The sequence below is a fragment of the Achromobacter sp. genome (assembly GCF_050285565.1).
Taxonomy (GTDB): domain Bacteria; phylum Pseudomonadota; class Gammaproteobacteria; order Burkholderiales; family Burkholderiaceae_B; genus Achromobacter.
In genome coordinates this window covers 443,454-465,206 of record NZ_JBLZXG010000003.1, presented here as the reverse complement: position 1 = coordinate 465,206, position 21,753 = coordinate 443,454, and the positions used below count along the sequence as shown (strand labels likewise).

At 67.2% G+C, this 21,753-nt stretch carries 19 protein-coding genes; 5 read left to right on the top strand and 14 right to left on the bottom strand.

Translation table 11 applies throughout. The features are described from left to right. Positions 1–9: 9 nt before the first annotated feature. The 3 genes from ACN6O8_RS08025 to proC all read right to left on the bottom strand — a co-directional run bounded on the left by ACN6O8_RS08025 (position 10) and on the right by proC (position 2,906). On the bottom strand, positions 10–1,125 hold the full coding sequence (locus ACN6O8_RS08025) for a branched-chain amino acid ABC transporter substrate-binding protein (protein WP_049073548.1): 1,116 nt from the start codon (positions 1,123–1,125) through the stop codon (positions 10–12). Positions 1,126–1,524: 399 nt separating this feature from the next. Next, positions 1,525–2,049 carry a queuosine precursor transporter gene (locus tag ACN6O8_RS08020; RefSeq protein ID WP_427990686.1) on the bottom strand — a complete coding sequence of 175 codons (525 nt, stop codon included), beginning with the start codon at positions 2,047–2,049 and terminating at the stop codon, positions 1,525–1,527. Positions 2,050–2,072: 23 nt separating this feature from the next. Then, the gene (gene proC / locus ACN6O8_RS08015) at positions 2,073–2,906 is read right to left on the bottom strand and encodes a pyrroline-5-carboxylate reductase (protein WP_427990523.1); all 834 of its coding nucleotides are present in this window, start codon (positions 2,904–2,906) and stop codon (positions 2,073–2,075) included. A gap of 193 nt (positions 2,907–3,099) precedes the next feature. Here proC and ugpB point away from each other — a divergent pair, with 193 nt between their 5' ends. The 4 genes from ugpB (at position 3,100) to ACN6O8_RS07995 (ending at position 7,548) form a co-directional block, all read left to right on the top strand. Further along, positions 3,100–4,413, top strand: coding sequence for a sn-glycerol-3-phosphate ABC transporter substrate-binding protein UgpB (gene ugpB / locus ACN6O8_RS08010; RefSeq protein WP_049073546.1), 1,314 nt, complete (start codon positions 3,100–3,102; stop codon positions 4,411–4,413). A gap of 237 nt (positions 4,414–4,650) precedes the next feature. Then, positions 4,651–5,532: a sn-glycerol-3-phosphate ABC transporter permease UgpA gene (ugpA, locus tag ACN6O8_RS08005; RefSeq protein WP_427990522.1), complete on the top strand. Its 882-nt coding sequence runs from the start codon at positions 4,651–4,653 to the stop codon at positions 5,530–5,532. Between the two features lie 18 nt (positions 5,533–5,550). After that, positions 5,551–6,402: a sn-glycerol-3-phosphate ABC transporter permease UgpE gene (ugpE, locus tag ACN6O8_RS08000; RefSeq protein ID WP_427990521.1), complete on the top strand. Its 852-nt coding sequence runs from the start codon at positions 5,551–5,553 to the stop codon at positions 6,400–6,402. 57 nt (positions 6,403–6,459) lie between these two features. After that, positions 6,460–7,548: a sn-glycerol-3-phosphate import ATP-binding protein UgpC gene (locus ACN6O8_RS07995; protein WP_427990520.1), complete on the top strand. Its 1,089-nt coding sequence runs from the start codon at positions 6,460–6,462 to the stop codon at positions 7,546–7,548. Positions 7,549–7,629: 81 nt separating this feature from the next. Here the strand turns inward: ACN6O8_RS07995 and ACN6O8_RS07990 are convergent, their stop codons facing one another. The 5 genes from ACN6O8_RS07990 to ACN6O8_RS07970 form a co-directional block, all read right to left on the bottom strand. Continuing rightward, positions 7,630–8,529 (bottom strand): MipA/OmpV family protein, encoded by a 900-nt coding sequence (locus ACN6O8_RS07990; RefSeq protein ID WP_427990519.1) that lies wholly within the window; start codon positions 8,527–8,529, stop codon positions 7,630–7,632. A 60-nt stretch (positions 8,530–8,589) separates the two neighbouring features. Beyond that, positions 8,590–9,693 carry a serine hydrolase domain-containing protein gene (locus ACN6O8_RS07985; protein WP_427990518.1) on the bottom strand — a complete coding sequence of 368 codons (1,104 nt, stop codon included), beginning with the start codon at positions 9,691–9,693 and terminating at the stop codon, positions 8,590–8,592. Between the two features lie 160 nt (positions 9,694–9,853). Next, a complete protein-coding gene (locus ACN6O8_RS07980; protein ID WP_427990517.1) occupies positions 9,854–11,146 on the bottom strand; it encodes an ATP-binding protein in 1,293 nt (430 codons plus the stop codon). After that, a complete protein-coding gene (locus ACN6O8_RS07975; protein ID WP_427990516.1) occupies positions 11,139–11,840 on the bottom strand; it encodes a response regulator in 702 nt (233 codons plus the stop codon). The genes ACN6O8_RS07980 and ACN6O8_RS07975 overlap by 8 nt, the downstream gene beginning before the upstream one ends. 212 nt (positions 11,841–12,052) lie before the next feature. Beyond that, a complete protein-coding gene (locus ACN6O8_RS07970; protein ID WP_427990515.1) occupies positions 12,053–13,180 on the bottom strand; it encodes a branched-chain amino acid ABC transporter substrate-binding protein in 1,128 nt (375 codons plus the stop codon). Positions 13,181–13,473: 293 nt separating this feature from the next. Here ACN6O8_RS07970 and ACN6O8_RS07965 point away from each other — a divergent pair, with 293 nt between their 5' ends. Beyond that, complete coding sequence (locus tag ACN6O8_RS07965; protein WP_427990514.1) at positions 13,474–14,079, top strand: RBBP9/YdeN family alpha/beta hydrolase; 606 nt, start codon at positions 13,474–13,476, stop codon at positions 14,077–14,079. 60 nt (positions 14,080–14,139) lie between these two features. Here the strand turns inward: ACN6O8_RS07965 and ACN6O8_RS07960 are convergent, their stop codons facing one another. The 6 genes from ACN6O8_RS07960 to ACN6O8_RS07935 all read right to left on the bottom strand — a co-directional run bounded on the left by ACN6O8_RS07960 (position 14,140) and on the right by ACN6O8_RS07935 (position 21,712). Further along, positions 14,140–15,303, bottom strand: coding sequence for a pectate lyase family protein (locus ACN6O8_RS07960; protein WP_427990685.1), 1,164 nt, complete (start codon positions 15,301–15,303; stop codon positions 14,140–14,142). 130 nt (positions 15,304–15,433) lie between these two features. Further along, the gene (locus ACN6O8_RS07955) at positions 15,434–17,341 is read right to left on the bottom strand and encodes a tetratricopeptide repeat protein (RefSeq protein ID WP_427990513.1); all 1,908 of its coding nucleotides are present in this window, start codon (positions 17,339–17,341) and stop codon (positions 15,434–15,436) included. Continuing rightward, on the bottom strand, positions 17,334–18,365 hold the full coding sequence (locus ACN6O8_RS07950) for a sugar ABC transporter (RefSeq protein WP_427990684.1): 1,032 nt from the start codon (positions 18,363–18,365) through the stop codon (positions 17,334–17,336). The genes ACN6O8_RS07955 and ACN6O8_RS07950 overlap by 8 nt, the downstream gene beginning before the upstream one ends. Positions 18,366–18,486: 121 nt before the next feature. Further along, entirely contained in the window at positions 18,487–19,200 is a 714-nt protein-coding gene (locus ACN6O8_RS07945) for an ATPase (RefSeq protein ID WP_427990512.1), read from the bottom strand. Positions 19,201–19,209: 9 nt separating this feature from the next. Next, positions 19,210–20,550, bottom strand: coding sequence for an ABC transporter permease (locus ACN6O8_RS07940; protein WP_427990511.1), 1,341 nt, complete (start codon positions 20,548–20,550; stop codon positions 19,210–19,212). A 7-nt stretch (positions 20,551–20,557) separates the two neighbouring features. Then, entirely contained in the window at positions 20,558–21,712 is a 1,155-nt protein-coding gene (locus ACN6O8_RS07935; protein WP_427990510.1) for a polysaccharide biosynthesis/export family protein, read from the bottom strand. Positions 21,713–21,753: the final 41 nt, after the last annotated feature.

The window sequence follows — 21,753 nt, the reverse complement described above, 5'->3', positions numbered from 1 at the left end:
CGCGGGAGTTTACAGCTGGGTCTTCTTGCCGTTCTTGTCCCATTTGTACACGGCGAACTCGAAGTTCTTCAGATCGCCCTTGGCGTCGTACTCGACCTTGCCGATGCCGGTGTTGAAGGTGGTCTTGTGCATATAGTCGGCGACCTTGGCCGGATCCTCGCCCACCGCGTTGATGCTGTCGGCCAGGATCTGCACCGCGGCGTAGGCCGGCATCTGGAAGGCGCCGTCCGGATCGCGCTTGGCGTCCTTGAAGGCCTTGACGATGCTTTCGTTGCCGGGCAGCTTGGTGAAGTCGGCCGGCAGCGTGACCAGCAGGCCGTCGATGGCCGGGCCGGCGATCGCCACCAGATCCTGGTTGGCGGTGCCTTCCGGCCCCATGAACTGCACCTTCAGGCCCTGCTCGCGCGACTGGCGCAGCAGCAGGCCCAGTTCGGGGTGGTAGCCGCCGAAGTAGACCAGGTCGACGCCAGCCGACTTGAGCTTGGTGATGATGGCCGAGTAATCGCTGTCGCCGACGTTGATGCCTTCGAACAGCGCCACGTTCACGCCTTCCTTGGCCAGGGTGTCCTTGACCTGGGTGGCCACGCCCGAGCCGTAGGTCTGCTTGTCGTGCAGCACGGCGACTTTCTTGGGCTTGAGGGTGTTGGCGATGTAGCGCGCGGCATACGGGCCTTGCTGGTCGTCGCGGCCGATGGTGCGGAAGAAGAAATGCGGCTTGATGGTGTCGGTCACCAGCGGCGAGGTGGCGCCCGGGGTGATGCCGACGATGCCTTCCTGTTCGTAGACGTTGACGGCGGCCACGGTCACGCCCGAGCAGGCATGGGCCACGGCGAACTTGGCGCCGGAGTTGACCACGCGGTTGGCGGCCGGCACGGCCTGCTTCGGTTCGCAGCCGTCGTCGATCAGAATCGGTTCGAGCTTCTTGCCCTTCACGCCGCCCTTGGCGTTGATGGTCTCGATGGCAGTCAGCGCGCCAGCCTGGATCTGGTCGCCGTACTGGGTGTTGGGGCCCGTCATGGGCTGCGGAATGCCGATCTTGATCGTATCGGCGGCGTGCACGGAACCTGCCAGGGCAAGCGCCCCGAATGCCATAGCTACCGGGGTAAGGCGATGCAGAAACTTCATGCGGAGTTCTCCAGCGAGGTTTTGAGCGGCTCTGTTCGATCCGGTTTATCGGGTGGATACCCCTTGAACCCGTATCGCCCGTCGCCGGCTTCTTGGGCAAAAACACTTGGTGGGCGGTATTCTGGAAGCAAGCCGGGATACTGTCACTGCGTGTAATCCCCAATATTTGAGGACAAACCTTTAATCGTGACGGATTAGTGCGACAAGTGCGTGAAAACGCAGGAGAAATCCGCGCGGCGCCTGGGATTGGCCATGGCGCCGGGGCGCGATGAATGGCAGGTGATTTATATGAATAATCATTAATACATCGTTTGACCGCGCATTTTCATACAGTACTTACGCGAGTCTTACGAATAATGATTATCCCGTTAAATAATAATCGCCCGATTTTCCGGAAAGTCAGGCGTTGGCCGGTTTGGCCAGATTCCACATCAACGCCCGGAACGGCGCCAGCATGCTGATATTGACCACCAGCTTGACCGCCAGGTCGCCCAGCATCCAGGTCAGCCACGGCGCGCCGGTGGCGACAAACGCCACGCTGAAGAACACCGCCGTGTCGAGCGTGGCGCCCAGCAGGCCCGAGACCAGCGGCGCGCGCCACCAGCGCTGGTCGCGCAGGCGGTCGAACACCTGGATATCGACCAGTTGCGCGCAGATATAGGCCAGGCCCGACGCCAGCGCGATGCGCGGCGACGCCACCCATACCGAAACCGCCAGCGCCGCGGCGAAACCGAACCACGCCACCCGGCGCGCGGCCGCCGGGCCGAAGCGGCGGTTCAACACGTCGGTCACCAGAAAGGCCACCGGGTACGACAGGCCGCCCCAGGTCAGCCAGTCGTTCAGCGGCACCTGCACCAGGATGTTCGAGCCCACCACCACCAGCACCATGCACAGCACGGCGATGCCGAACTGCGCCCGGCGCATGGGGGCGAAGCGCGCGGCGTGGTTCACTTGCCGAACTCCTCGGCCAGCTCGCGCGAACGGCGCGCGGCGGCGGCCATGGCGTCCTCGACGATGCCGGCAAAGCCGGCGGCATTGAACGCGGCCAGCGCCGCGGCGGTGGTGCCGCCCTTGGAGGTGACACGCTCGCGCAGCACCGACGGCGGCTCCGAAGACTCGGCCGCCAGCTTGGTGGCGCCCGCGAAGGTGCCCAGCGCCAACTGGCGCGCCTGCTCGGCCGTCAGGCCGACCTTCTGGCCGCCGGCGATCAGGGCTTCCAGGAACAGGAAGACATACGCCGGGCCGCTGCCCGACAGCGCCGTGACCGCGTCCAGCGCCGCATCGTCGGCCACCCAGACCACCTCGCCGACGCTGGCCAGCATGCTGGCGGCCAGGTCGCGGTCGGCCTGCCCCACGCCGTCGAGCGCGGCCAGGCCGGTGATGCCGGCGCCGACCAGCGCCGGCGTGTTGGGCATGCAGCGCACCAACCGGCGCCATGGGGCCTCGGGCGTGCCCAGCCAGCCGGCCAGCGTGTCGGCGCGGATGCCGGCGGCAACGCTTACCACCAAAGTGTCGTCGCGCAGCCACTGACGCGTGGAAGCCACAACGTCTTTCATGTTCTGTGGCTTGACCGCGAACACCCAGACGCGGCAGCGTGCCAGGGCCTCGTCCGGGGCGGTCGCGGTGCTCATGCCGCGGGCCTGCCAGGCGGCGTGCGAATCCTGGTTAATGTCAATGACATGAATGCTCCCGGCGGGGCATACTTTGCCCGCAAGACCGGAAGCCAGCGCGGCGGCCATGTTGCCGCCGCCGATGAACGCAATCGAAAGTTCGTTTTTCATAGGGTGCGATTGTAAACCGGCCGGCTCCGGCGGAAAAAAAAGAAAAATGTTCGTTCGCGCCTGAAACGCGCAATTTGACAGGCGTTTTAAGTGATGTGAAAGTCACGGTTTTGTCACAAACAATTCATAAGGTGACGTGTTTTCCGCGCCCGGACAACCCGGTCGCGACACGACCAACTGGAGGAAACCTCTCATGCGATCCCACCGAATTGCCCTCACCTTCGCCGCCGTCATGGCGGCCTTCGCCGGCGCCTCCGCGCACGCGGCCACCGAGATCACGTTCTGGCACTCGATGGAAGGCGCGCTGGGCGACCGCGTCAACGGTCTGGTCGACGAGTTCAACAAGAAGAACCCCGACTACCAGGTCAAGGCCGTCTACAAGGGCAACTACGGTGAATCGATGAACGCCGGCATCGCCGCGTTCCGCGCCGGCAACGCCCCGGACATCCTGCAGGTGTTCGAAGTCGGCACCGCCACCATGATGTACGCCAAGGGCGCCATCAAGCCGGTGCAGCAGATGTCGGAAGAAGCCGGCAACCCGATCGATCCGAAGGAATTCATCGGCGCCGTGGCCGGCTACTACTCGTCGGCCGACGGCAAGCTGGTGTCGATGCCCTTCAACAGCTCGACCGTGGTGTTCTACTACAACAAGGACGCCTTCAAGAAAGCCGGCCTGGACGCCGACAAGCCGCCCAAGACCTGGGAAGAACTGGCCGCCGCCGGCCAGAAGCTCAAGGCCGCCGGCCAGGAATGCGGCTACACCACCTCGTGGCCGTCGTGGGTTCAGCTGGAAACGTTCTCGGCCTGGCACAACGTGCCCTACGCCACCAAGGACAACGGCTTCGGCGGCCTGGACGCCCGCATCGCCATCAACACCCCGCTGCACGTGCGCCACCTGGAAAACCTGGCCAAGCTGGGCAAGGAAGGCATCTTCATGTATGGCGGCCGCGGCGACGAGCCGAACTCGCTGTTCATCAGCGGCAAGTGCGCCATGATCACGGGTTCGTCGGGCCTGCGCGCCAACATCGCCAAGAACGCCAAGTTCGAATTCGGCACCTCGACCCTGCCCTACTACGCCGACGTGCAAGGCGCGCCGCAGAACACCATCATCGGTGGCGCTTCGCTGTGGGTCTTCGCCAACAAGAAGCCGGAAACCTACAAGGGCGTGACCGCCTTCTTCAAGTTCCTGGCCAGCCCGGAAATCGCCGCCCGCTGGCACCAGCAGACCGGCTACGTGCCCGTCACCAAGGCCGCCTACGAGCTGACCAAGAAGGAAGGCTTCTACGACAAGAACCCCGGCACCGAAGTGGGCGTCAAGCAGTTGAACGTCGAAACCACCGCGCAGTCGCGCGGCCTGCGCCTGGGCTTCCTGCCGCAGATCCGTGAAATCGAGGACGCTGAAATCGAACGTATCGTTTCCGGCAAGGTTTCGGCCAAGGACGGCGCCGAGAACATCGTCAAGCGCGGCAACGAATTGCTGGAAAAGTTCGAGAAGAGTGTAAAGTAACGGCCGTTCAACGGCTGGCGGGCAAGCCCCCGGCACGCGCGATTTTCGTTTCGTGACAGGGGTTTGCGTCGTCCCAGAGAGGCTTAAAGCCCTGGTTTTTTTAGGGCTTTAAGCCTATCGTGTTTTTGTGCGTATCGGCGCGTTCCCCGCGCCAAAGGCTGGCCGGCCCACCCCGGCGGCTGCTTCACCAGGCGGCGGTTAATCCAACCGCCGCTTTTCGTACCTTGGGTTCCCCCTATGGAAAAACGTGTTGTCTTCGGGCATAAGACTCTGCCCTATCTGCTGCTCCTGCCGCAGATCATCATTACCGTGGTCTTCTTCTTCCTTCCCGCCGGCCAGGCCATGTGGCAGTCGATGCGGCTGGAAGATGCGTTCGGCCTGTCCTCCGAGTTCGTCGGTCTCGACAACTTCATGGAGCTGTTCTCGCAACAGGCCTACCTTGATTCCTTCCGGGTCACGGCGGTGTTCTCGATCCTGGTCGCGGTGGTCGGCCTGGGCGTGTCGCTGCTGCTGGCCGTCATGGCCGACCGCGTGATCCGCGGCGCCGGGCTCTACAAGACCCTGCTGATCTGGCCCTACGCCGTGGCGCCCGCCGTGGTCGGCGTGCTGTGGCTGTTCCTGTTCTCGCCCTCGGTCGGCATCCTGGCCGTGGCCCTGCGCCAGGCCGGCGTCGACTGGAACCCGCGCCTGGACGGCAACCAGGCCATGATCCTGGTACTGATCGCGGCCGTCTGGAAGCAGGTCTCGTACAACTTCCTGTTCTTCCTGGCCGGCCTGCAGTCGATTCCGCGTTCGCTGATCGAGGCCGCCGCGATCGACGGCGCCAGCCCGTCGCGCCGCTTCTGGAGCATCGTGTTCCCGCTGCTCTCGCCCACCACCTTCTTCCTGCTGGTGGTCAACATCATCTACGCCTTCTTCGACACCTTCGCGGTGGTCGACACCACCACGCAGGGCGGCCCGGGCACGTCCACGTCGATCCTGGTCTACAAGGTGTACAGCGACGGCTTCCGTGGCCTGGATCTGGGCTCGTCCGCGGCCCAGTCGGTGGTGCTGATGTTCATTGTGATTGCCCTGACGGTCGTGCAGTTCCGCTACGTCGACCGCAAAGTGCAGTATTGATTTTCGAGGCAGATAACAATGGTTGAACGCCGTCCCTGGCTGGATATTCTGGCCCACGTCATCCTGCTGTGCGGGGTGGCCATGGTGGCCTTTCCGCTCTATGTCACTTTCGTCGCGTCGACCCAGACCGCGCAGGAAGTGGCATCCGCGCCGATGTCGCTGATCCCCGGTCCGCACTTCGTCGACAACTACATGCAGGCGCTGTTCGGCGGCTCGTCCGGCGGCTCGGCCGGCGCGCCGGTGGGCCGCATGATGTACGTCAGCCTGATCATGGCGCTGGCGATTTCCATCGGCAAGATCGCGATCTCGCTGCTGTCGGCCTTCGCGGTGGTGTACTTCCGCTTCCCCGGCCGCATGTTCTTTTTCTGGATGATCTTCGTCACGCTGATGCTGCCGGTGGAAGTGCGGATCGCGCCCACCTACAAGGTGGTGGCCGACCTGGGCCTGCTCAACAGCTACGCCGGCCTGACGCTGCCGCTGATCGCCTCGGCCACGGCCACGTTCCTGTTCCGCCAGTTCTTCCTGACCGTGCCGGACGAGCTGATCGAGGCCGCCCGCATCGACGGCGCCGGCCCGGTGCGTTTCTTCCGCGACGTGCTGCTGCCGCTGTCCAAGACCAGCATCGCCGCGCTGTTCGTGATCCAGTTCATCTACGGCTGGAACCAATACCTGTGGCCGCTGCTGGTGACCACGCAGGAAGACATGTACCCCGTCGTCATCGGCATCAAGCGCATGATCAGCGGCGGCGATAGCGTGACCGAATGGAACATCACCATGGCCACCGCCATGCTGGCGATGATCCCGCCGGCGCTGGTCGTCATCCTGATGCAGAAATGGTTCGTCAAGGGGCTGGTCGACACTGAAAAGTGACAAGTGACGCACGCCCACGATCGCAGCCCCGACAACGACTCCGAATACGAATAACTCATGGCTACTCTCAGCTTTCGCAACGTCAAGAAAACCTATGCCGGCAACGTGCCGGTGATCCATGGCATCGACATGGACGTCAAGGACGGTGAATTCATCGTCATCGTCGGCCCCTCCGGCTGCGGCAAGTCCACGCTGATGCGCATGGTCGCCGGCCTGGAAACCGTGACCAGCGGCGAGATCGTGATCGACGACAAGGTCGTCAACAACCTCGAGCCGGCCGAGCGCGACATCGCGATGGTGTTCCAGAACTACGCGCTCTACCCGCACATGACCGTGTTCGAGAACATGGCCTACGGCTTGAAGATCCGCAAGTTCTCCAAGGACGAGATCAAAAAACGCGTCGACGTCGCCGCGCAGATCCTGGAACTGAGCCACCTGCTCGACCGCCGCCCGCGCGCGCTGTCGGGCGGCCAGCGCCAGCGCGTGGCCATGGGCCGCGCCATCGTGCGCGAACCCAAGGTGTTCCTGTTCGACGAACCGCTGTCGAACCTGGACGCCAAGCTGCGCGTGGCGATGCGCCTGGAGATCATGAAGCTGCACCGCCGCCTGGGCACCACCAGCCTGTACGTGACCCACGACCAGGTCGAGGCCATGACGCTGGCGCACCGCATGATCGTCATGTACCAGGGCGTGCCCGAGCAGATCGGCACGCCGATGGAAGTGTTCGAGAAGCCCGCCTCCACCTTCGTGGCCGGCTTCATCGGCTCGCCGCCGATGAACCTGATGGAAGTCAACGTGGCCGGCGACGGCACGGTGCAGAGCGGCGACGGCCTGGCGCTGGATATCTCGCCGCTGCAGGTGCCCTCGCCGGTGCGCGGCCGCAAGGTCATCATGGGCATGCGCCCCGAGCACATGCTGCTGAATACGCAGGGCGTGCCGGCCGAAGTCGAAATGGTCGAAACCCTGGGTTCCGAGCAACTGGTGCACTGCCGCTGCGGCAAGTCGACGCTGGTGGTGCGTTGCACCACGCGCCAGTTGTCCGAGGCGTCCGCCAAGGTCGGCGACCGCGTCAATGTCGGCCCCGACGGCCGTCATCCGCTGCACTGGTTCGAGGCCGACACCGGCCGCCGCGTCCAGGGCCTGTAAGCCTGCCGAAGGGCGGCGGTCTCGGCCGGCAGGCCCGCCCCCTTCCCGCCCCGCTTCTGAGGCGGGTCTTTCCCGGCCGGCTCAGTACGTATACGTGATCATCGTGCCGATCGAGTACTGATTGCGATCCTTCACGATCGGGCTGTCGGCCGCGTCGCCATACAGCCGGCGCGCCTCGGCCGCCACCGACCACGACCATTCCTTGCTCAATGGCAGCGCCCAGGTCGCGCCCAGTCCCAGGCTCTCCAGGCCGCCCTTGGGGCGGTAGCGGCGGTAGCCCGACCGGGCCGACTGCCGATCGCTCACGCCATACCAGGTGCGCATATAGTTGCCGTCGCCGAACGTGCCGGTCAGTCCCAGCGACAGCGATCCCGCCGTCCCTTCGTAGACCGTGGCGCTGGCCCCCAGGTTGAACAGCGTGTAGGCGCTGCCCACATCGCGGTCGTCGCCCTTCTTGAAAGCGTGCGCCACCGTGGCCGACAACGTCACCGGGCCGAGCTGGGTTTCGGCGTCCATGCCGATCTGCGCGCGGCTCTTGATGTCGCCCATGCCACGCAGCTGGTTCGAGCCCTCGCTACCCTTCTTGTGATCCTTGCGCGAGGCGCTCGGCGCCAGGTAGAAGCGGAAGGTGCTGCTCAGCGCCTCGGTCTCCCAGCCCAGGCCATGCGCCGTGTCCAGGAAGAAGCCGCCCGGGCTGCGGATGCCGAGCCCGAAGATCGGCAACGCCGAGCTTTCGTCGCTGCCGCTGTAGCGCGGCGCGTAGCCCACGCCCAGCGTGCCGTAGAACTTCCACTGGTCGGCGGGTTTTTCGGCGCCGGTGGACACCTCGATACCGCGGCCACTGGCGCCGCGCGAACCGTAGACCGAGTTGTCGGCGACCTGCAGGCCGCCCGCGGCGCAAGACAGCGTCGGCAGGCTCGCCAGCAGATACGCGGCGCCGACGCGGCGCCGCATCGAGGAGATAGAGGGATATCGCTTCATAAATACATCCGGGAAACGAGGTTGGAGGGGAAACAGTGCCGCGCCGCGCGCGGCGCGGCATTACTCTTGCGGCACGCCCTTGGCCTGGCGCATCAGGGTCATCGCCAGGGCCGCGACCGAGGCCACCAGCGGCTCGGCGCTATCGGCATTGCTCATCACCAGCACCGCCAGCTTCTCGCGCGGCGCCAACAGCCAGCGCGCGTGGAACGCCTCGGTGGCGCCGCTGTGCTGGCGCACGACGTCACCGGCGAGATAGTCCTGGTCACAGGGCGCGGCCAGCCACGACAGCGCCAGGCGGCACTCCAGTTCCAGGCCGTTGGCCACGGTTTCGAGGTTGAGCAAGGCGTGCGCGGATTCGTCGTTCAGGATGCGGCGCCCGTGGTAGGTGCCGCCGCCGAACAGCATGCTGGAAAAGCGCGCCATCTCGGCCGAGCTGGCCCACAGGCCCTCGGCCGGCTCATTGGGCCGCGGCTGCTCGGTCCACGGCTGGCCGCGCCGGTAGCCGGCCGCGCGCAGCTCGCGCGCGGCGTCGCTGGCGCTGGCGACGCGAAAACCGGCGCGGGAGATGTTCAGCGGTTGCAACAGCGTGCGCCGCACGTAGGCGTCGAAGGGTTCGTCGGCCGCGTGCGTCACCATCTCGCCCAACAGCGCATACCCCATGTCGGCGCGGGCGCGGCCCATGGTGTCCTCCAGCGTGTCGGGGCGCAGCGCCAACAGGCGGCGGGCGGTGAAGGGATCGGTGCCCATCCAGTGCATCGCGGCGCGCCGGGGCTCGGCTGGCCACGCCGGCAGCGCCAGCGCGGCCGGCTGATCCAGCGACAGCCGGCCATCGTCGGCGGCGCGCAGCACGCCCGCCGCGGTCACGATCTTGGAGATGGCGCCGACCCGGTACAGCGTGTCGCCCGTGGCGGGGCGGTGACGCGCCCGATCGGCGTAGCCGAAGCCGCCGCTCCAGACTGTGCGCTGATCATCGACGATGGCGATTGACAGGCCCGGCACGCGCTGCGCGTCCAGATCGTAGGCGATGCGCTGCTTCAGGTACGCCACCACCGCCGGGTAATCGCCCTTGGCGATGGCGGGCGGGGCGGCAGGGGCCACGCCCTGGCAACCGCCGGCGGCGATCAGGAGCATGGCGATGGCAGCCAGGCGGGTGAATCGGAACATGACGGACGCGGCTTCCTCTGCGAAGAACTGCCGTCATGCTAGTCAGGGGCGGCGCGCCGATCTTTCCCGCTTTGTAGGGAGTTTGTGAAGATTCGGGGGGGCGTTTGTGAAGTTTGTTAAAGGCGTGCCGGCAGGCCTCGCCGCGCCGCGACGGCGCACCTCAGGCCGCCTTCCAGGTGATGATGAAGCGGGCCCCGCCCAGCGGGCTATCGGCGGCTTCAGCGGTGCCGTTGTGCCAGCGCGCCACGCGGCTGACGATGGCCAGGCCCAGGCCGGCGCCGCCGGTGCCGCGGTCGCGGCTTTCGTCCAGGCGGATGAAGGGCTCGAAGATGCGCTCGCGGTCGGCCGCCGCAATGCCGGGGCCATCGTCATCGACCATCAGCACGTACTCGCGCGCGGCCGGCGACACCAGGCTGACCTGCACCCGACGGCCAGCGTAGCGGATGGCGTTCTGCAACAGGTTGAGCAAGGCCCGCGTCATGTAACGCTGGTGCAGGTGCACTTCGCGCACCTGGCACAACACCACTTCGCAGCAAACGCCGGACTGCCCCGCCTGGAACGCGGCATGCTGCACCACCGAATCCAGCCAGGCGCGCGCGTCCTGCGGTTGCAGCGCGACACCATCGCCCTTGTGCTCCAGACGCGCGTACATCAGCAGCTCGGAGGCCATGCTGTCGAGCTCGGCCACGTCGCTCTTCATGTCTTCGATCAGGCGCTGGCGCTCGGCCGGATCCTCGGCGCGGCCGATCATGTCCAGCTCGAACGACAGCCGCGCGATGGGCGTGCGCAGCTCGTGCGAGACGGCATTGGTGAGCTCGCGCTGGTTGCCGATCAAGGCGCCGATGCGTTCGGACATCTGGTTGAAGGTGTCGCCCAGATTGCCGATGCTGGAATGGCGCGACAGCCGCGCCCGCGCCAGCAGGTCGCCCTGCCCCATGCGCAACGCCGCCGTTTTCAGGGCCTCCAGGTCGCGCCAGATCGGCAGCGCCCATACCAGCATGAAGGCGCACAGCAGCAGTCCCAGCGCCGAATAGACCGCGGCCACCACCCACGGGCCGAACGACGGCTCCGGGGGCAGCTTGACCTCCAGCCACTGGTTGCCGGGGCCGGGTATGGCGGCCACGAAGGTCTGCATCTTGTCGCGGATGAAGAAATCGCCGCTGGCGGCGATGCGGCGTTCCTTGTCGCTGGCGTTGTAGTCCGAGGCGCTGACGACCCGCAGGCCCAGGCCGTAGTAAGGCGCCAGTTGCTGCTCGATGTGGGCGGCACGCGCGCCCGGCTCGACCTTCGAGAGCTCCTGTACCAGGCTGTGGATCTGCCCGCGCACCGACTCGCGGGTATAAGCGTCGCTGACCGGCTCGAACAGGTAGTTGGCCGAGCGGTCCACGACTTCATTGGAAATCACGAACCCCACCGCCAGCACCACGAACAGCCGCAGGACGAATCTAATCATCGCTGCCCTCGTGCGCCTTGGGCGAGAACAGATAGCCCTTGCCCCACACGGTCTTGATGCGCGCCGGATCGCGCGGGTCATCGTCCAGCTTGCGCCGCAGCTTGCTGACGCAGACGTCGACACTGCGGTCCAGGCCGTTGAATTCGATGCCGCGCACCGCGTTGAGCAGGTCGTCGCGGGTCAGCACCTGGCCGGCCTGGCTGGCCAGCGCCCACAGCATTTCGAATTCCATGGTGGTCAGGTCGACCTCGACGCCGCCGTGCACCACGGCCCGGGTGCGCCGGTCGATCACCAGCGGGCCGAACTCCAGGCGCTCGGGCGGTTCCTCGAGCTGGCTGTGGCGCCGCAGCAGCGCGCGGACGCGGGCCAGCAGCACGCGCGGCTCGACCGGCTTGATGACGTAGTCGTCCGCGCCCGACTCCAATCCCAGGATCTGGTCCAGGTCGTCTTCGCGCGCGGTCAGCATCAGGATCGGCGCCGACGAGAAGGCGCGCAGGTCGCGGCAGACCTGCAGGCCGTCGCGCCCGGGCAGCATCAGGTCGAGAATGGTGATGGCCGGGTCGTGGCGGCGGAACGCTTCCACCGCGTGGTCGCCGCGGTACGCCTGGGCGACCTGGAACCCGTGTTGCTCCAGGAACTGCGCGATCAGACGCGACAGCTTGGGATCGTCTTCGACTAGCAAGGCCTTGGTCATGGGAGGTCCGGACAGGAAAGGATAAAGTCAATGTCGCCGCATTCTACGCAAAAGCGCGCAAGCGGCGCTCGACCGGGCAGCCCGCGGCCCGCTTGCCGGCGGGCGCCGCCCAACGAAAAGCCGGGCGGGAAGACGCTGCTTCCGGCCCGGCCGAAGGGGGTAGCGGCTGGGCGCGCCGGCGGCCGCAAGGCCCGCTGGCGCGCCCCAGGCGCTTATTTGTAAACGGACTTGGAGCCGTCCTTGTGCCACACGAACACGTCGAACTGGAAGTTCGTCAGGTCGCCCTGCTTGTTCCAGCTGACCTTGCCGATCGGGGTGTCGAACGAATTGGCGTGCAGGTACTTGGCGACCTTGGCCGGATCTTCGCTGCCGGCGCCCTTGATGCCGTCGGCGATGACCTGAGTGGCGGTGTAGGCCGTCATCTGGAACGCGCCCGAGGCATTGCGCTTCTTGGCCGCGAAGGCCTTGACGATCTCGGCATTGGCGGCGTTCTGGGTGAAGTCGGCCGGCAGCGTCAGCAGCATGCCTTCGACGGCGTCGCCGGCGATGGCGTTGATGTCGGGATTGCCCGTGCCTTCCGGCCCCATCCACTTGGCCTTCACGCCCTGCTCGGCCGCCTGGCGCAGCAGCAGGCCCATTTCGGGGTGGTAGCCGCCGTAGTAGACGAAGTCCACGCCCTGGCTCTTGAGCTTGGTGATGACGGCCGAGTAGTCGCTGTCGCCGGCATTGATGCCTTCGAAAATCGCCACGGGCACGCCGCCCTTTTCGAGGTCGTTCTTGACGGCGGTGGCGATGCCCTGGCCATACGACTGCTTATCGTGCAGCACGGCGGCCTTCTTGGGCTTGAGCTTTTCCAGGATGAACTTGGCGGCGGCGGGGCCCTGCTGGTCGTCGCGGCCGATGGTGCGGAAGATGAACTCGTAGTTCTTGCCGTCGGTCAGGGCCGGCGAGGTGGCCGAGGGCGTGACCATGACCACGCCTTCATTGTTGTAGATGTCGGCGGCGGCGATGGTGGCGCCCGAGCAGACGTGGCCGACGACGAAGCCGATCTTGCTGTTGACCACGCGGTTGGCGGCGACCGGTCCCTGCTTGGGCTCGCAGCCGTCGTCGATGACCACGGTTTCCAGCTTCTTGCCGTTGATGCCGCCGGCGGCGTTGATACGTTCCACCGCGGTGTCGACGCCTTCACGCACCATGTCGCCGTATTGAGTGACCGCGCCGGTGGTGGGGCCCACCACGCCGATCTTGATGGTCTGCGCCTGCGCGCCGGCGCCGAACGCCAGTCCCGCGGCGACGCCCAGGGCCGCCAGGACCGGGGTCAGACGAAATGCTTGCTTCATGGGTGCACTCCTTCAATGGCTTGTAATCGTTGGTTTAGGTACCGGGCGGACGGCCGGAAAACTCTACAGGTCACGCCCCGTTACGTTGCATTCGCACGGCAAGCATACACTGAAAAATAGCGGCTTTCGCAGGGGTTGCGGCCCGGGTTGGAGGCGGTTTCGATATTGCGGTGCCGCATCCCGCGAGCGCCGCCCCGGGTGCAGCCCAGAGGCAGCCCTTATGCCCCGCACGGTATATGCAAAAGCGCATTTATTCGTTTGCGTTACTAAGGCGGCGCGGCATCATGGCCGCCATGAGACTCCAACCGATCATCGTCCCCGGATGGAAAAACTCCGGACCCGAACACTGGCAATCGCGCTGGGAAGCCCTGTTGCCGCACGCGCAGCGGGTGCAGCAGCGCGACTGGGAGAATCCGGTCAGCGCCGAATGGATCGCGACCCTGGCGGCGCGGGTCGACCAGGCCCGCAGTCCGGTGCTGCTGGTGGCCCACAGCCTGGGCTGCCTGATCAGCGCGGCGCTGCCGGTGCCGCTGCGCGCCAAGGTCGCCGGCGCCCTGCTGGTGGCGCCCGCCGATGTCGAACGGCCCGACGCGCCGGCCTGCCTGCGCGGATTCGCACCGGTGCCGCGCCACTCGCTGCCCTTTCAGAGCGTGGTGGTGGCCAGCGACAACGACCCCTATTGCCGGCTGGAACGGGCGCGCGCCTTCGCCGAAAGCTGGGGCAGCCGCGTGGTCGTGATCCCGGGCGCCGGCCACCTCAACGCCGACAGCGGCCTGGCGGACTGGCCGCAAGGCCTCAAGCTGTTCGGCGCCCTGCGCCGGCGCGCCTCCTGGCGGGTGTCGCCACCGCCCGAACGGATCGCGCCGATTCCCGAGCGGCCGTTGTCGCACCAGGCCTGAGGCCGCCTTCCGTCCTCATCCCGCCCGCCGCGCGCGGCGACGACGGGGATCAAGCGGCGCTCATCCGGGGCAGCCCGCCCCGATCCGCGACGCCGGCAACGGCGTCTCGCCGCTCGTATTGCCGGCATGCTGGCGGATCCTGTCCGCCAGTGCCGCCGAAGGTGTCTCGTACCCGTAGCAATAAGGCGGCGCCGGCGCCGCCTCGGGGCGGTAGTCCTGCAGCACGGGCTTGGCGTCGCCCAGGTAGAGGTTGTCTTTCAGGCGCAGGAACGCCTTGAAGTCGCGCGTATAGCCGTGCACGGCCTTCAAGTCCTGGTAGGCGCCCTCGTCGGACGCCCCGTTGTCCAGCGCGCTGCGCTTGGCGGCCGTGGGGATATAGCGGCAGTAGTTCACCTTCACCCCTTCCACCGTGGGGAAGAACGCTGGCTCCGCGCATTGGCGCCTGGCGTCGTTGTTGAAGATATTGCCTTCGACCAGCGCCTTGGCTTCCAGACTGAAACTCATGCCGTAGAAGTCCCAGTTCTCCAGCAGGTTGTTGAACAGGTGGAACGTGCCGAACTGGCCGCGGGGATTGCGCTGCACGGTGTTGAAGAAATAATTGTGGTGCAGCGTCACGCGCGCGATCGAATCACGTTCGTAGTTCTCGAACAGATTCTTCGAGGTGATGTTGTTGAGCAGCATGACCTTGTTCGAGTTGTGGAACTTCGTCCACGAGATCGTGACATCGGTCGAGCCGTTCTTCACATTGAGCAGGCGATCGGACATGCGCGACAGATCCAGGTGGTCCACCCACACGTCGCGGCTGTTGTTGGCGATGTTCACGGCCTGCGTCAGCCGGTTCAGGCGGCCGTCGATGGTCAGGTGCGTGAGGATGACGTTCCTGCTGCCATACACGCCCAGCCCGTCGTCGATCAAGGCCACATGCCTGCCTCGGCCATCGATCGTCGTATTGGACGGCACGCGCAATTGCGAATCCAGCACGATCGTCATGTCGGCGGCGAAGCGGATCCAGGTGGGGCCCTGCTTGGCTTGCGCCAGCGCCGCGCGCAGCGTGCCCGGCCCGGAATCCTGGTCGGACGTGACCTCGATGAAGCGCCCGCCCAGACCGCCGGTGGCCTGGGCGCCATAGCCCTCGCGCTGCTGCAGCAGCGCCGCGACAAACGGGCAGCGCGCGTCGGGGCTGGCGCAGGTGTCAGCGGCGGCGGCCGCGCCGCCGTACAGCATGCCCAGGGCCGCCAGCCGGGCGAGCGCGCGCAGCCATCCGCGCCGGCTCGCTGCGGCCCGGGCCGGCTGCCGCCCGGCGCCCCGGGGCGCGGCGCTCGAAACCATTGCTGTCTGCATCGAAATCCCCTCCCTAACGCTGCGCGGACCGATCCGCGGGTTGCACGTGACGCCAGATGCCGCCGCTCAGGCGCAGGTTCTCGGGCGGACCGGCCACGTGCGCCCGCAGGTGTTTGAAATACGCCGCCTGCCAGCGCCGCGCATACGCGTCGGCGTCCTCGCCGGGCGCCACGGCGGGCAGCATCTCCAGCGTATAGGCCACGCGGCCGTCTTCCCAGCGCGGCGCGTAGAACACCGACGGCACGCCCTGGCGATGCGCCAGGTGGGCCGCGAAGCCGGAGTATGTCACCGCCTGTCCTTCGAACTCGGTGCGCGGCGCGGCCGGGTTGGCGGCGCCGTCCACGGCCAGGCACAGCACATTGCCCGCCGCCAGCGCGCGCATGCAGGCCTTGGCCACCTGCGCCTCGGTCTGCTCGGCGGTCGAGATCAGGGCGGCGGCATAGCTGCTGCGGGCGATGCTGGGCGCGGTCGCCAGCCAGCGGGACGGGATCCCCAGCAGTTCCAGCGCCATCAGCCCGGCATACATGGGCCCCACATGCGCCGTGGCGACCACCACGCCGCGCCCGGCCGCCAGCAACGGCGCGAAGAAGCGCTCGCCGCTGTCCAGTTCGCCCAGCATCCGCATGGCCTCTTCGACGCTGTCCTCGCGGCATTCGAGCCAGTCGAACAGCAGGTGGTCCACCAGGTGGCCCCAGCGCGCGCGCCGCTCCCATTGCGCCCGGTCGGCCGTGGTGTCGCCGCGCAGCGACCAGGCCCAGTCCAGGCGGGCCTGCGGAATCGGCGCGCTATCGAGCTTCTGCTCCAATTGATCCAGGGCCTGCTGGAACGTCGGCGGCAGGGCTTGCCCGCGTTGCGCCACGTAGCGCTCGAACAGGGCCTCGGCCTCCTGCTTGCGCCCGGCTTGCGACAGCGCGCCGATAGCGGCGCGCTGCCAGAGCGGCTTGTCGGGCGATTTGTCGACCAGTCGCAGCAGTTGCTCGGCGGCCTGCCCGTACTGCTGGGTGTAGCGCAGCGCGCGCGCATACAGGGCGCGGGTCTGATCCAGATCCGGCGCCAGCTCCATGGCCTGCCGCAGCGGCGCCACGGCCTCCTGGTAGCGGCCGGCGCGCAGCAGCGTTTCCCCGTGCAGCGTCAACAGCCGGACGTCGGCCGGCGCGGCCTGCAACCCCGCCGCGAAATGCGCCAGGGCATGCCGCTTGCGGTCGTCATCGCCAGCGCGCCGCAAGTGCGCCAGGCCCAGCGAGGCGCGCAAGGCCGGGGCATCGTGCCCCGCTTGCAACGCCGCCGTGCCCAACCGGATCGCGGCCTCGACCCGGTCGTCGTCCAGCAGCGCGCGCACGGCCACCGTCGCCACGCGCGCGTTCGGCAGGTCATCCGCCCGCAAGGCCATCGCAATGGCGGCCGCGTCGCGGCTGTCGCCGCTGCGCGCATGGGCCAGCATCCACCAGTGCGCCTGGCCGGGGTCGGCGAGCGCCAGCGCGGCGGTCTGGCGCGCGAGGTCGGCAGCCTGCGCGATGCGGCCGGCCTGGAGCCGCAGTTGTATCCGGGCCGCTTGCAGCGCCGCCGTCTCGGGCGCGAGGGCGGCGGCCGCATCGGCCTGGGCAATGGCACGGTCCCATTGTTCGGTGCGTCCCAGCAGGCTGGCGAGCAGGCGGCGGTCGTCGGTGCGTGCCGGATAGGCGTCGACCAGCCGCTCCAGCACCGCGATCGCCAGTGCCAGGCGGCCCTGGCGGATCAGCGGCGACACCAGCAGGCGGCGCGCCTCGCGCCAGCCCTGCGCCACCTGCCCCAGCGCCGTGGCGAGCCCGGCCAGGGCAGGCGCCGGCGCATCCGCCTCCAGGATCTGCTTGAGAAGCGCGCGCAAGCGGCCGGTGGCATCGAGCGTGGTGGCTTCGGGGCGTTCTATCGTCGTATCAACCATGGCGCAATCCTCTCAACAAGGCCAGCGCCGCCCGCAGGACGAACATGAGCACGAAGCCCAGTGCCAGCGCCTGCAGCAGCAGCACGCCGGTGCGCGGGCTGCTGGGCCGGTCGGTGGATACCGGCTGCGCGATGATGGACAAATAGCGCTGCAGGCGCAGCGCGTCGGTCACGGCCTGCTGGTATGACTGCTGCGCCAGGGTCAGGTTGGAATCGGCAAAAGCCTGGGTATTGCGCAGCGCCTCGTACGACTTGAGCTGCTTGGCTTCGGTGTTGCCTTCGCCGCTCAGGCGCTGGCGCACGCTGGCAAGCCGTTTCTTCAGGGCCGTGACCTGGGTTTCGGCGGGCTTGAGCATGAAGTGGTCCTTGTTGCCCAACGCGCGGATCTTGTCCAGATTGATCTGGGCGCTGCTCAGCTCGGCCTCGAGCTGGCTGGACAGGTTCAACAGCATGGCTACCGTGGCGGTCGGATCGATATTGCCATGCGTGGTGCGCCATGCCGTCAAGGCTTCGCGCGCGGCCAGCGCCTTCTGTTCGGCCTGCCTGACCGATTCCTCGCTCACTTTCAGTTTGTCCGCCACGCCCTTTTCGTTCATGGAACTGACAAACTCCTCGGCCAGGCCGATCAAGGCTTTGGACAGGGTTTCCGCGTCCTCGGGCGAATAGGCCCGCACGCGCAGCACGTCGATCTGTTCCAGCGCGTTGAACGACACCTGGACCGCGGCCCGATAGGCGCGATACAGATCGTCCTCGCTCGACGCTTCCGACAGATGGTTCGCGGGGTCCAGGCCGGCATTGAGCAAGTACTGGCGCAGGCCGACCTTCTTGTCCAGTTGCCGCATGCAGTCGCGCGACTTGAGGAAATCGCTGACCGCCCAGCCGTCGACGAAGCCGCCCAGCATGCCCCCCGAGTTCCCCGTGGTGAGCAGGCTGGCCGCCATGGCGCCGCCGCCCTGCTGGCCGGACCCGGACTGCACGAAGAAGCGCGACTCCGCTTCGTAACGGGGCGTGGCGATGCAGAGCACGTAGACCAGGGCCAGCGCCACCGGCGCGACCACGATGAATGCCTTGATCCAGCGGCGGCGGCGGCGCTCGTCCAGCGCCGCCTGCCGTTCGCGGCGCCGGCGTTCGATCTCGGAGCCGCTCTCAGAAGCCGAGCTGGCCCTCGTCGAAGCCGCCGAAGACGTCGTCGCCTGTTCCGGATTCGCTTCTTGAGCGTCGCGCGGGGAACTTCTGGATGCACTGGTCGAGGTCGTCTTCGATGCGGAGTGCGCTGCGTTCATAAATCAGGCCCTTCAGGCAATAGTCCGCCAATTGATTCTGGCGGTAACTGGAAAGAATGAGCGTCCTGCCGACCAGCCGCTCTTCGAAGAGCGCCAGCCAGAGACGGGTGAAGCGGCAGGGTTCGAAGGGAATGGCGCCTTCGATCACGTAGACGTCGAACGCCGGCGCCAAGGCCAGCGCGAACGAAAACTCCTGCCGCGCATACAGCGGCCAATGTTCCATCGGCCGGCTCAGGATCCTGGGATCGCTGATCAGATCCGCCACCAGTTCGTAGGTGGCGTCGGCGTCGATCTCGTACATCTGGCTCACCAGCTCGATCATGCTCAGCCCGTTGGCCTTGCCCCGGATGAAGCCCTGCCGGCCGATGGCCCAGGACACGTTGCCGTCGTGGTGCACAAACCCCTGGCGCGGCGGACGCAGTCCGCACAACAGGTCGATGATCTGCCGGTGCAGCTCCGGGGCGGGCGACAGCAAGGCGTAGCGTCCCACCGGGATGTCGAGATCAACCTCGGCCAGCAGCGCCTGGCGGCTGCCGAAGGCCTTGGGATCGTCCGTCACGCCATTGAGATGAATCATCGTCGGGCCTCACATCGGCTGGATGTTGGGACGCGCCAGCCGTTCGGCCGCCAGGGCCACCACCATCAGGAAAACCAGGCTAGTCAGGAAGTAACCCAGGCTCGCGTCCTGCGACGCATAGGCATCGAAGTAGGCGGAACGCAGCAACTGCATGCCATGGGCGAACGGCAACCACAGCATCCAGGGCCGCAGGTGCTCGGGCAACTGCTCCGAGACGAAGAACACGCCCGAGAAGATCTGCAGGAAGCGCTCGATCACCGGGGCCAGCCGCAGGAAGAAGTGCCAGAAGGTCGCGATCGCCCCAAACAGCAGCCCCATCGCCGCGGCGCAGCACGCCATCAGCACCACATACAGCATGAAGCCCGGCCAGCTCTTGGGCAGCGTGATGAGATCCAGCGCGTGGCCGGCGCCGATCAGCACCACGAACACCACCAGGTACACCGACACATATAGCAGCGCCTGCACCAGCGCGCACATCAAGGGCGACACGCCCTGGAGATTCAGCAGGCCGCGCGCCGACACGTAGGCCGTGCTGCTGCGGAAGATGATCTGCCGGAACATGATCCAGGTCGTCGCGCCCAGCAGCGAGAAGGTCTGCACGTCCATTCCCAGGATGTAGTGCGTGCCCATCAGGATGTAGAGCGACGAGATCAGCGTCAGCAGCACCACCGGCCCCACCAGCGCCCACAGCAGGGCGATCCGGCTCTCGCCATGCATCACGTGCAATTGGTAGGCGAACAGCGCCAGCAGCGTGCGTCCGCCCGGCCAGCCGCGGCCGGCGATGCGCGGATGATGCCCGGCATGCAGCCCGCGCAGGCGATCGCGCAGGATCGCCAGATCGCCGGCCTCGCCCGGCGGCAACGCCATCTCCAGCGCGACGTCGTTGCGCGAGGCCTGGCGGCGCGCCTCGCGCGCCGTCTCCTGCCTGCGCCGCTCCTCGCGCCGGGCATGCGCCTCGGCCAGGCGCCGATCCTCGGCCGCCAGCCGAACGGGCATGTAGCCCGGCGCGAACACCTCGATGCCCGCGCGAATGTCCTGCTCCAGCAGGCGCACGATCAGGCGCAGGCGCCGCCGCGAGAAGTCCGCCAACGTCTCATCGACCTTGGCGCGCGCGATCTCCGCGTCCAGCTCGGCCTGCACGGCCTCGTAAACCGCCCGGCGGGCGGCCACGGAGTCATGCGGTTCGCCCTGCAGGCGCGCCAGCAGGGGCTTGAACAGCACAGCCGGCTCGGCGTTGGCCTCGAACAGCGCGGCGGGGTCCAGGCGCCAGGCGGCCACGCCCGCTCCCACCGCGTAGCTGCTGTCCTTTCTGCGCGCGCGCCACCCCTTGATCCGATCCTCGTTACTCATCGACACGCTACTGACTGACGCCGCTGGACGAGCCGGAGTCGGAGTCGATGGCCCGGGTCGCGCTGAAGCCGGCGCTCATGGTCACGCGGAATGCGGACAGCACCTTCTGCACCTGGGTGAACGGCGCGTCCGAGATGTAGATCGCCTGGCCCTCATGCACGCTGAATTCGCGCGCCAGCGCCACCTGTTCCGGACGCGTGAGATCGAACTGGTAGACCACCGGCAGCAGGTCCGGCTTGCCGTCCACGCCGGCCTGCGCGGGCGTGAACAGGAACACCGAGCGTGGGTCCGCCGTCTTGTCGTCCAGGCCCCGGGCGTCGGCCAGCGCGTCCAGCACGCTGTAGTTGCGCTTGCTGATGGCCACGCGGCCCTGGTTGCCGGCCGCGCCCAGCACGGTCAGGAATTCGCGCGCTTCATACGCGGTGATGACGTCGCCGGCGCGCAGCAGGACATCGTTATTCTGGTTGCGATAGATGTCCGACAGGCGCACCGAGGCGACCTGGTTGTCGCGCCGCAGACTGATGACGAGCTGTTCGGGATTGGTCTGCACCGGCGCCGCCTGCGCCAGCGCGCTGCTCAGCCGCTGGGCGGTCTGCGTGATCGGATACATGCCTGGCTTGGTCAGATTGCCCTGCACCGTCACCATCTGTCCGCGCGCGTCGGTCACGCGCGTCACGCTGACGTCGGCGCCGGCGACCAGCCGGCTCAGGCGCGCCACGATGGCGTCATGCAGTTGCCCCAGCGTCATGCCGCCGGCCTGGAACTTGCCCAGAATGGGAAAGGAGACGTTGCCGTCGCGGTCCAGCTCCTGGTTGCCCAGATCGCTCACGCCGGACGGATCCGCCGCGAACACGCCCAGTCCGCCGCGTTCCCACACTTTCACGTTGACGCCGTCGCCCGGCACCAGGCGGTCGAAGCCGGCCTGGGTCAGGTCGCGGTAGCGCACGGGAAAGTCGGCGACCGCCGGCATCCGGCTCGCGCGGGCGAGCTCGCGCGACGCGGGCATCACGATCACATCCTTATCGTCGTGGGCGCCGGTCATCTCGCTCAACATGGGACCGGAGCGCGGCAACTGGCAGGCGCTGAGCATGAGCGCGGTAATCAGCAGCAGGGCCGGCGCCGCGAGGCGGCGCGGGCCCGCGGCCGGGACATTCATTTGCATACTTTCCTTTATCTTCTAGACCGGGGTGAGACACGCGCGGC

Bases quoted from the DNA above. Each gene is read 5' to 3' on its own strand.
- ACN6O8_RS08025 (WP_049073548.1), bottom strand. From the start codon at position 1,125: ATGAAGTTTCTGCATCGCCTTACCCCGGTAGCTATGGCATTCGGGGCG.
- ACN6O8_RS08020 (WP_427990686.1), bottom strand. From the start codon at position 2,049: ATGCGCCGGGCGCAGTTCGGCATCGCCGTGCTGTGCATGGTGCTGGTG.
- proC (WP_427990523.1), bottom strand. From the start codon at position 2,906: ATGAAAAACGAACTTTCGATTGCGTTCATCGGCGGCGGCAACATGGCC.
- ugpB (WP_049073546.1), top strand. From the start codon at position 3,100: ATGCGATCCCACCGAATTGCCCTCACCTTCGCCGCCGTCATGGCGGCC.
- ugpA (WP_427990522.1), top strand. From the start codon at position 4,651: ATGGAAAAACGTGTTGTCTTCGGGCATAAGACTCTGCCCTATCTGCTG.
- ugpE (WP_427990521.1), top strand. From the start codon at position 5,551: ATGGTTGAACGCCGTCCCTGGCTGGATATTCTGGCCCACGTCATCCTG.
- ACN6O8_RS07995 (WP_427990520.1), top strand. From the start codon at position 6,460: ATGGCTACTCTCAGCTTTCGCAACGTCAAGAAAACCTATGCCGGCAAC.
- ACN6O8_RS07990 (WP_427990519.1), bottom strand. From the start codon at position 8,529: ATGAAGCGATATCCCTCTATCTCCTCGATGCGGCGCCGCGTCGGCGCC.
- ACN6O8_RS07985 (WP_427990518.1), bottom strand. From the start codon at position 9,693: ATGTTCCGATTCACCCGCCTGGCTGCCATCGCCATGCTCCTGATCGCC.
- ACN6O8_RS07980 (WP_427990517.1), bottom strand. From the start codon at position 11,146: ATGATTAGATTCGTCCTGCGGCTGTTCGTGGTGCTGGCGGTGGGGTTC.
- ACN6O8_RS07975 (WP_427990516.1), bottom strand. From the start codon at position 11,840: ATGACCAAGGCCTTGCTAGTCGAAGACGATCCCAAGCTGTCGCGTCTG.
- ACN6O8_RS07970 (WP_427990515.1), bottom strand. From the start codon at position 13,180: ATGAAGCAAGCATTTCGTCTGACCCCGGTCCTGGCGGCCCTGGGCGTC.
- ACN6O8_RS07965 (WP_427990514.1), top strand. From the start codon at position 13,474: ATGAGACTCCAACCGATCATCGTCCCCGGATGGAAAAACTCCGGACCC.
- ACN6O8_RS07960 (WP_427990685.1), bottom strand. From the start codon at position 15,303: ATGCTGTACGGCGGCGCGGCCGCCGCCGCTGACACCTGCGCCAGCCCC.
- ACN6O8_RS07955 (WP_427990513.1), bottom strand. From the start codon at position 17,341: ATGGTTGATACGACGATAGAACGCCCCGAAGCCACCACGCTCGATGCC.
- ACN6O8_RS07945 (WP_427990512.1), bottom strand. From the start codon at position 19,200: ATGATTCATCTCAATGGCGTGACGGACGATCCCAAGGCCTTCGGCAGC.
- ACN6O8_RS07940 (WP_427990511.1), bottom strand. From the start codon at position 20,550: ATGAGTAACGAGGATCGGATCAAGGGGTGGCGCGCGCGCAGAAAGGAC.
- ACN6O8_RS07935 (WP_427990510.1), bottom strand. From the start codon at position 21,712: ATGCAAATGAATGTCCCGGCCGCGGGCCCGCGCCGCCTCGCGGCGCCG.